This is a genomic window from Peribacillus sp. NPDC058002, from assembly GCF_042886655.1.
Taxonomy (GTDB): Bacteria; Bacillota; Bacilli; order Bacillales; family DSM-1321; genus Peribacillus; species Peribacillus aracenensis.
The window spans coordinates 1-8,772 of sequence record NZ_JBHVQU010000153.1 but is presented as its reverse complement, the minus strand read 5'-3'; the positions used below and the strand labels follow the sequence as shown (position 1 = coordinate 8,772).

Genomic DNA, 8,772 nt, shown 5'->3' with positions numbered 1-8,772 from the left:
TGGTACGAAAAAAGAATATGAAGTAAATAATAAGTAATTAAATCCGTTACTTTATACTTCCTAAAGTTATAAAATGGCAGTAAGTTCATGTGTATCCTCAATAGTTGTCAAATGACTGTTACTATAGTAAAATGATTACGGTTAGCAAAGGGGATCATATACATTTGCTATTCATATTCGGACTTATGGGGATAGGACCGCAATAATTTCTTGTAAAAAAGATTCTTATTTAAGAGTCTTTTTTTGTTCAAGTGTTCGGGAAGTTAAATATAAATGAAAGAGAGGGTACCATAAGCGGTACCCTCTCTTTCATTTACCCATCATTGGGAAAGTGATGCATTTTTTTTTGGCAGCATATTAGCCGAGGCTAACCTTGAACGGATTGTGATGCCAAGCCATGATGCAAGGAATGCCTTTAAAAAGCCTCCGATTATAAATGGAGCAAAACCGCCGGCAAATGCCACTGGCCAAGATAATGAACTCATATATTTTAACCAAACCGTACCGATGACCAAAGTAATTATCATCCCGATTGTATTTGCAAGGAAAGCCATTGCAACTGTGAAACGGGTTTTTTCCAATATCAGACCCGTTATATATACTGTCGGGATATAGGATAATAAATAACCGCCTGTCGGACCGAATATCTTAGCTAATCCTCCAGACATTTCAGCGAATACCGGCACTCCCGCTGCCCCTATGAACAAGTATAATAAAACGGAAGAAGTTCCATAACGCGAACCGAGAATCGTTGCTGCCAGTCCAATTGCTAGAGTTTGACCTGTAATCGGCACTAAGGGCAGTGGAATTGTGAATTGGGCAAAGATTCCTATAAGTGCTGCAAATAAAGCTGTAACCATCATCATTCTTAACTTCTCATGACGTTCCTTCATTGTGCTTCCTCCTAATGTAAACCTATTTATATGACGAGTTAACATATAAAGAATTTTAATATGTTAACTAAACACTGTCAATGAAATTATGGATTTTAATTCATTAATGATTTATTGGACGACAATGTTTGAAAGTGAAGAAAAAGGAAAATTCAAAACTTGGAAAATAAATGAAACTTTTTTAATGCATCATTCGTATGAATGGTAGGCAAGTAAATGGAGGGGGTCATAACAAAGAATATCAATGTTGGGAAAACGTTTATCCCAGGTCCTTAAAATAGTAAGCGGCTTGGAAAAAATCGAATTTAAAGGATGAAAGAGATGGAGTTATTTGGGGTTCCATTAGAAACAATCTATTTATATGGATTAATTATATTCGGGGGGCTAACATTCTTATTTATCTTGTTTAACGATTTATTTTCCGGCCTTGAATTACCGGATATATTTAATCCTACACTCATTTTTAGCTTTTTGACCGTGTTTTTTGCGAGTGGGTTTTTGCTTGAATCGCTTTCAGGACTTCATGCTGGGTTGATTGCCGGCATTTCCCTGATCATTTCATTTACCGTCGTCACTTTACTGAATGTATTTGTTTTGATTCCCATCTCATCAGCGGAAGAAAGCTTGACATTTCATGATAATGATCTGAGAGGGAGGGTCGGCAGGGTTCTGACATCAATCCCGGTTGACGGGTTTGGGGAAGTCTTGATTGAAAGCATCAGTGGAAGCATCGCGAAAACTGCGGCCAGTTATAAGAATGAAGGAATTGTTTCGGATTCAAAGGTCTTGATCATCGAAGTTAAAAACGGGGTTGTCTATGTTATGCCCCACCAGGATTAAAAAAGGTAGGAGGTAGTTTATGTTTAATTTGATTTGGATTGTCGTCGCCATTGTTGCATTTTTACTTATCGCACTTATTGCTGTCTTTATTACGAAATACCGCACGGCTGGTCCTGATGAGGCATTGATCGTTACCGGTAGCTACTTAGGAAGCAAAAATGTTCACATCGATGAATCAGGAAATAAAATAAAAATCGTCCGCGGAGGGGGCGCTTTCGTTCTCCCAGTGTTCCAGCAAGCGGAACCACTAAGCTTGTTGTCAAGCAAGCTTGAGGTCTCAACTCCTGAAGTATATACAGAACAGGGAGTTCCAGTCATGGCTGATGGTGTATCGATCATCAAGATTGGCGGTTCGATCACTGATATTGCCACAGCGGCGGAGCAATTCCTTGGTAAATCCAAAGATGACCGTGAACAGGAAGCTAGGGAAGTCCTGGAAGGACATCTTCGTTCCATCCTTGGGTCGATGACGGTCGAGGAAATTTATAAAAACCGCGAAAAGTTTTCCCAGGAAGTACAGAGGGTAGCCTCCCAGGATTTAGCTAAAATGGGACTCATCATCGTATCATTTACAATAAAAGATGTCCGGGACAAAAATGGATATCTTGAATCGCTCGGTAAGCCAAGGATTGCACAAGTGAAGAGGGATGCTGATATAGCTACCGCAGAAGCAGAGAAAGAAACGCGAATCAAGCGTGCCGAAGCTTCGAAGGAAGCCCAGCGTGCCGAACTTGAAAGGGCAACGGAAATAGCCGAAGCCGAGAAAATCAACAAGCTGAAGGTTGCGGAATTCCGTCGCGAGCAGGATATTGCCAAAGCACGAGCTGACCAAGCTTACGATCTGGAAACGGCCCGCTCCAAACAGGATGTAACGGAACAGGAAATGCAAATCAGGATCATCGAACGGCAAAAGCAAATCGAGCTGGAGGAAAAAGAAATCCTCCGCCGTGAAAAGCAATATGATTCCGAAGTGAAGAAAAAGGCGGATGCCGACCGTTATGCGGTAGAGCAGGCGGCTTCCGCAAATAAAATGAAACAGATAACGGAAGCGGATGCCGATAAGTATAAAATCGAAGCCATGGCAAAAGCCGAAGCGGAACGCGTTCGCATGGACGGTCTTGCTAAAGCGGACGCACAAAGGGCACAAGGTACGACAGAAGCGGAAATCATCCGGTTAACAGGGGTAGCAGAGGCCGAAGCCAAGCAGAAGATTGCCGAAGCATTTGAACAGTTCGGTCAGGCAGCCGTCATGGATATGATCTTGAAAATGCTTCCGGAGTATGCCAAACAAGTGGCAAGCCCGCTTAGTAATATCGACAAGATCACTGTAGTGGATACAGGTGGAAGCGGTGCGAATGGCGGGGCCAATAAAGTGACTGGGTATGCAACGGATTTAATGGCCACATTGCAGGAATCATTAAAAGCATCTTCGGGCATTGATGTCAAAGACTTGCTTGAGAACTTCTCTGGCAAGAGGAGTTTACCATTTACAACCATCAGTCAGGAGAATGTCGAAGCGAACATGAATATGGCAGCAGGCAAGGAAGAATAACAGGGAAAAGGTAAATCATTCTGTTCGTCACATGAAATAAAAGCTGTTGCAAAAGACAAGTAAATATTTAAATAACAAAAAGTATTGAAGAATTAACAATTAATAGCAATAGGCGAAATCATACAAGAAGAAGCAACAGATATACAATCTGTTGCTTCTTCTTGTTGAAATGCTTTGACATTTATTCTGTGAACTCGAGGCAATATTCATAGTTGTTGCCGTTTACAATAGGGCCATTCCTATCTGCAAAGACGTTTTCATACTCATTTAGGATAAAGGGGCAATGTTAGCCACAACTCCCAACTCAGCTAAGTCCTCTGGACAGTAGTTTTGGAGAACAGGACCATAATCATAATTATAAACTTTCACACTATCTATAGCGACTGTTTCTTTGGCATAAATAACGAGCTCGAAACTGACTCCTGTAACTCTCATAATATTAGTAGTAAAGTAAGGTCCTCATCCCCAGGAATTGAAACGGAGTTCAGGTCAGGAATGGGGATAATTAAAATGTCTTTTTGTAAATCAGCTCAAGAAATGAAGTTAATATATGTTGATGTCTTTAATGAAATTAAAAAGATTGGGAGTAATTCTATTCATTTAATCTGTACGGACCCGCAGCACTTTATATCTAGATAGACAAATTTTAAATGTGGTCGGTGGTGACCCCAAAAAATATGGTTCTATATCTATCTATAGAATTTGTAGAATGGGATTTAGAAGAGAATACTTTAAATTGGTTTAGCCTTTTATAAGAATTTAAGAGAGTCCTAGATCCGGGTGGAACAATGGTGATTTTTTACGATATTTTTAAAATGAGGGATTTTATCAATAGTTGGAGAAAAGCTGAAGTGAAACAACAAAGAATAAGAATTTTGGAAAAAACCAATCCGGTCCCAATTAATGCAAAAGTAAATTATTTGTCTCAAGAGAATATTTTATTTCCTATATTAAAGGGACAAAAGACGTTTAATTCTTTTTATGATAGGGCTTCTTATGAAGCTCCTATAGTTGTGGAAAAGTGAGATTTCATACTTGTCAAAAGCCAGTTACTCTGCTCAAAAAAATCATTGCAACTCATTCTAATAAAGGTGAAACAGTATTAGATTGTTTTATGGGTTCAGGGTCAACAGGACAAGCTGCTATTAATCTAAATCGGAGCTTTATTGGTTTCGAATTAGATAATACATACTTCACCAAAGCTTCTAGGGCTTTGCATAAAGCTTTCACAACCTGATGATCTTTCATCAGGTTACTTTATGGAGATTAGCAAGAATATAAAAAAGGTATCCTTTCCGATGCTATGTATTATGAGAAAATTTTAATAAAGGCAGCTAAGACAAGTCCAATATTCATTGCCGTCATCTTTTTTTATGTTAGAAGCCTCCATTCCACGTGATGTAGGAGGCAGTGGCCTTTGATTATCGCCTTCCCTTTTCAGATTATTGCTGGAGCTTACAAATTTGGGTCTGTCATTAAACGCCCACATTGATCTCCTGAAGAATGTATCGCCTGACCCGAAAACTATCTGTGATTTCCGGTTTTTTTCTTATTGAACTACCATGAAAATAGACTTCTGGAATTTAGGGGAAAAGGCAATACTTAAGAAGACGCAGCTCATTGTTTTTTAAAAAAGGGGAGAGCGCTTAATTTACTGATTTATTGTAGGTAAGTGGACTGGATTAAGATGCTTCAGGTTCTTGTAATGTAACTGTGTATCCTAAACTTTCAAGTCTTCTTAGTGAATGCCGAAATATTGATTGTTGTCTCTGCTTATCAAAGTAGTCTTCGCCTAAGTCTACATTCATTTCTTTTCGAGTTAAGAGATAGAATGAGCTGCTTCTGTTAATGCTGATCTCAAATACTTGTTTCCTTTTTTTGTTTTAGCTGATTTTCTTTTTCCCGCACTTTCGTTATGCCCAGGAACTAGTCCTGCCCAAGAACAAATATGAGATGCACTTGGAAACTGTTTCTTAATATCAGTCCCAATTTCAGATAAAATTTGCTCAGCCATTCTTGCAGCAATACCAGGAATAGAGTCTAATCGTTCCACATCTTCTTGATAGGAGTTTACTCTTTCATCGACATCTTGGTCGAGCATCTCGATTTGCTCTGTAAAAAATCAATATGCTTTAAGATGGTTTTTAACATGAGGCGTTGATGCGAATTGATATAACCTTTAAGGGTGAGTTCTAGTTAATCTTTCTTCTTTTTCATTGTGCGTCGAGCAAAGTTTGCTAGTTTTTCAGGATCTTCTTCACCTTCGGCAATTGCGTTAAGCATGTCTCGAGCCGAAACACCCATAACGTCTGAAACCACGGAACCTAGCTTAATATTTGCGCCCTCTAACACCTTTTGGATGAGATTACACCAGTAATCTCCAGCAGTAATTTTTAAAACATTTGGATACTCACTTGGCTTTGGTAGCTGAATAAAAAGATAAGTCTCGTTCTTTTCAGCAAGATACTTTCTCAACACCCCACACTCAAAGAAAGTCAGGGAATACGTGCTTTACATCAATAAGGGAGGTTGTTGAAGCAATGATTAGACTCTCTTTTTGAGTTTAGATTTTCGTAGAAGATGGTGGCGGCGAGGAGCGCCGCCATAGGAGTTTCTTATGGAACTAAAGGGGCAGGATAGCTCTACAAGCACAGTATATTCATACTGCGACATAGCAAAATAACAGCTACTGATGTTTCTGTTTCTTTTTTTGAAGTTTGTAAAATTATAAATAGGGATAGTCCAATCACTATCCCTAACATTACATATGATTTCGATTAACGAGTTCTTCCGCCTAATTGTTGTTCAGCCATTTGCACTAAACGTTTTGTAATTTCTCCACCAACAGATCCGTTTGCACGAGATGTTGTATCAGCGCCAAGTGTAACACCGAATTCACTAGAGATTTCGTATTTCATTTGTTCTAGAGCTTGTTCTGCACCATTAACTACTAATTGATTACTGTTGTTATTTCTAGCCATGTTGTCAGCTCCTATGAATGTAATGTGTTGCTAGTCATAGGTTTTGATAATGTTAAGAGTTTTATACTATAGAATTTAAAATAAATTAAGGCAGTATTAGGTGAAATTAAAACTCATCTGTAGCTCTAGAAGGGAAGAGCACAGGAAAACATTGAAGCCACCGGGTTGCAAGGTGACAACAGATACTTTTGCAATCATTTTAATCCTGCCAAAAATGATGACAGCCGTAACGATAGCCAGGATGATTGCCGTAACTCATTTTTCGATTCCAAACGATTCATTGAACGCGCTTGGAATCGTGTTGGGTTGTACCAAATAGTAATTCAATCCCTATCCTTTTTGAAGGTGGGGATATTTTACGCTTACTCATAAAAGAAGAGACGCTCTTCTTTAGTAGGGAGCACCTATTTCTATTACTTCATCTTGAAGTTTTTAAAGTTAAACTCCATTTTGTTCCAAAGATAATTAAAACGGTTTTATAAATTCTGGCGTACGTTTTACTTGCTTCCGTCATAGTCTATTTTTTTACAACAAAGAGTATATTTCTTCTTATGCGAGAAATGATAAATCTGAGAGAAAGGGGGCGTTTCATATTTTTTTCTCCGGTTTATTTAAGAGGAAACGTTATTCAAAATACCAGCAAACAAACCAAAATGTTTATTCAGAAAAACTTAGTTCGATAGATCATTATCCGCTGTATCCTGATATATCGATGAATATACAAGTACTTCAGCAGATGTTTCACCATGCTCCGGATTTGGTGATTCGCCACTTCGAATTCGCCGGAAAGGGAACAAAGGCAGCTTTAGTATACGTAGATGGTTTAACAGATAAAAATTCAATAAGCAATAACGTTCTAAGTGCCGTGATGCAATCCTCTTTCGACCCAAAGAAGGGATTGCCTACAACTGTAGGGGATGTTGAAGACGTCCATTCATGGAAATCCGTTGAAAATGCACTTTTTGCAGGTGACAGCGCCTTATTCATCCAAGGGGAAACTAAAGCGTTTCTTTTGGATACAAAAGGATGGCCTCAAAGAGCGATTGAAGATCCGAAGTTAGAAACATCACTGAAAGGTGCCCACCAGGGATTTGTAGAGACCGGAAGTCAGAATGTAGCAATGTTGCGAAGATATATTCCTAACCGAGAATTGATCATAAAGGAACTTACAGTCGGTGTTCGCGGAAAGTCAAAGGTCTTTATCGTTTATTTGGGAGATGTTGCTAGTGAAGAAGTACTGCAGGAACTTGAAGACAGAATCAAACAAATTCAAATGGACGTGATAATTAATAATGGTGAACTATCTGAACTTATTGAAGATAACCCATATTCCCCGTTTCCTCAGTTTATATTAACCGAGAGGCCGGACGCAACAGCTTCACATATTCTTCAAGGTCGATTTGCCGTTATCGTCGATCGTTCGCCATCTGTTTTAATTGCTCCGGTAACATTAATGTCTTTTCTTCAGAGTGTTGATGATTACAGCACACGCTGGTTAGCTGCATCATTGATACGGTTGCTGCGATTTTTCGCTTTTATGATCACATTATTTCTACCTTCAACATATGTAGCCATTATATCCTATAATTACGAAGTCATTCCTTTAAAGCTTTTTTTATCCATAGCCGAATCACGGGTGGTTGTGCCCTTTCCGCCAATCATAGAAGCACTCCTGATGGAGGTTACCATTGAAATGATGAGAGAAGCAGGCGTTCGTCTTCCGGCTCCAATAGGCCAAACGGTTGGAATTGTGGGAGGAATTGTGATCGGACAGGCAGCTGTTCAGGCAGGTATAGTAAGCAATATTATGGTGATTGTCGTTTCTGCAACGGCAATCGGCTCATTTATCATTCCAAGTTATGACATGGGGACGGCTATCCGAATGCTGCGATTTCCCATGATGTTATTAGCAGTCATGTTTGGAAGTACCGGAATCATGATTGGTGCCATGACGTTGATTGCCCATTTAATTAGTCTTGAATCGCTGGGAACTCCGTATGCAAGCCCATTAGCTCCTTTCCGGTTTGCTGATATGAAGGACTCATTTATTCGTTTTCCTTTATGGAAAATGATTACACGACCAAAAAGTGTAAGGACCATTCAATCCAATCGTCAGGGAAAGCCTAAAAGATAAGGTGAGGAAAATGAAAAAATACACTCATAATGAAATCACCATCCTGCAATATATTTTTTTAATTGTTGGGACCCAAATGGGGGTCGGTTTTTGTCGCTTCCTAAAGTTGTTGCCGAAAAGGCTGGAACAGACGGCTGGATGGGCCTCATCATTGGTTGGATATTAAGCGTTGCTGCCAGTATTATTATGGTGAAAACGGCTGAGAAGTACCCAAATGACACGCTTTACGATCTTCTTATCCGATTTTTCGGGAAAATACTAGGTAAAGTGGCTATTTTCATTATTCTTGGATACACTTTATGCTTTTCTTTGATGATATTTATTAACACTTTTCTTTATATAAAAGCATGGTTTCTTCCCAATACACCTGAC

Annotated in this window: 11 protein-coding genes; 7 read left to right on the top strand and 4 right to left on the bottom strand. The window is 39.2% G+C overall.

Annotated features, from left to right (window positions below; translation table 11 throughout):
- Positions 1-320 precede the first annotated feature (320 nt).
- Positions 321-893, bottom strand: a complete 573-nt coding sequence (locus ACFVSH_RS19555; protein WP_387604280.1) for a biotin transporter BioY — start codon at positions 891-893, stop codon at positions 321-323.
- Positions 894-1,214: 321 nt separating this feature from the next.
- On the opposite strand from ACFVSH_RS19555, the gene ACFVSH_RS19550 reads away from it, so the two are divergent.
- From ACFVSH_RS19550 to ACFVSH_RS19535, 4 genes are all read left to right on the top strand, one after another.
- A complete protein-coding gene (locus ACFVSH_RS19550; RefSeq protein WP_387707409.1) occupies positions 1,215-1,733 on the top strand; it encodes an NfeD family protein in 519 nt (172 codons plus the stop codon).
- A gap of 19 nt (positions 1,734-1,752) precedes the next feature.
- Entirely contained in the window at positions 1,753-3,285 is a 1,533-nt protein-coding gene (locus tag ACFVSH_RS19545; RefSeq protein WP_387707407.1) for a flotillin lipid rafts scaffold protein FloT, read from the top strand.
- A gap of 791 nt (positions 3,286-4,076) precedes the next feature.
- Entirely contained in the window at positions 4,077-4,310 is a 234-nt protein-coding gene (locus ACFVSH_RS19540) for a hypothetical protein (protein WP_387707405.1), read from the top strand.
- Positions 4,307-4,522, top strand: a complete 216-nt coding sequence (locus ACFVSH_RS19535; RefSeq protein ID WP_387604288.1) for a DNA methyltransferase — start codon at positions 4,307-4,309, stop codon at positions 4,520-4,522. The genes ACFVSH_RS19540 and ACFVSH_RS19535 overlap by 4 nt, the downstream gene beginning before the upstream one ends.
- Positions 4,523-5,104: 582 nt before the next feature.
- Here the strand turns inward: ACFVSH_RS19535 and ACFVSH_RS19530 are convergent.
- From ACFVSH_RS19530 to ACFVSH_RS19520, 3 genes are all read right to left on the bottom strand, one after another.
- Positions 5,105-5,386: a transposase gene (locus tag ACFVSH_RS19530; protein WP_387604290.1), complete on the bottom strand. Its 282-nt coding sequence runs from the start codon at positions 5,384-5,386 to the stop codon at positions 5,105-5,107.
- Positions 5,387-5,481: 95 nt separating this feature from the next.
- On the bottom strand, positions 5,482-5,760 hold the full coding sequence (locus ACFVSH_RS19525) for a hypothetical protein (RefSeq protein WP_387604292.1): 279 nt from the start codon (positions 5,758-5,760) through the stop codon (positions 5,482-5,484).
- Between the two features lie 302 nt (positions 5,761-6,062).
- Positions 6,063-6,266 (bottom strand): alpha/beta-type small acid-soluble spore protein, encoded by a 204-nt coding sequence (locus ACFVSH_RS19520; protein ID WP_214750194.1) that lies wholly within the window; start codon positions 6,264-6,266, stop codon positions 6,063-6,065.
- A 172-nt stretch (positions 6,267-6,438) separates the two neighbouring features.
- On the opposite strand from ACFVSH_RS19520, the gene ACFVSH_RS19515 reads away from it, so the two are divergent.
- The 3 genes from ACFVSH_RS19515 to ACFVSH_RS19505 form a co-directional block, all read left to right on the top strand.
- A complete protein-coding gene (locus tag ACFVSH_RS19515; RefSeq protein WP_179086186.1) occupies positions 6,439-6,585 on the top strand; it encodes a hypothetical protein in 147 nt (48 codons plus the stop codon).
- Positions 6,586-6,978: 393 nt separating this feature from the next.
- A complete protein-coding gene (locus ACFVSH_RS19510; RefSeq protein WP_387707403.1) occupies positions 6,979-8,400 on the top strand; it encodes a spore germination protein in 1,422 nt (473 codons plus the stop codon).
- Between the two features lie 90 nt (positions 8,401-8,490).
- Positions 8,491-8,772 (top strand): GerAB/ArcD/ProY family transporter (locus ACFVSH_RS19505; RefSeq protein ID WP_387707401.1); only part of this gene is annotated, 282 nt, incomplete at its 3' end.

Excerpts from the sequence above, each read along its gene's own strand:
- ACFVSH_RS19555 (WP_387604280.1), bottom strand. The coding sequence starts at position 893 with ATGAAGGAACGTCATGAGAAGTTAAGAATGATGATGGTTACAGCTTTA.
- ACFVSH_RS19550 (WP_387707409.1), top strand. The coding sequence starts at position 1,215 with ATGGAGTTATTTGGGGTTCCATTAGAAACAATCTATTTATATGGATTA.
- ACFVSH_RS19545 (WP_387707407.1), top strand. The coding sequence starts at position 1,753 with ATGTTTAATTTGATTTGGATTGTCGTCGCCATTGTTGCATTTTTACTT.
- ACFVSH_RS19530 (WP_387604290.1), bottom strand. The coding sequence starts at position 5,386 with ATGCTCGACCAAGATGTCGATGAAAGAGTAAACTCCTATCAAGAAGAT.
- ACFVSH_RS19520 (WP_214750194.1), bottom strand. The coding sequence starts at position 6,266 with ATGGCTAGAAATAACAACAGTAATCAATTAGTAGTTAATGGTGCAGAA.
- ACFVSH_RS19510 (WP_387707403.1), top strand. The coding sequence starts at position 6,979 with ATGAATATACAAGTACTTCAGCAGATGTTTCACCATGCTCCGGATTTG.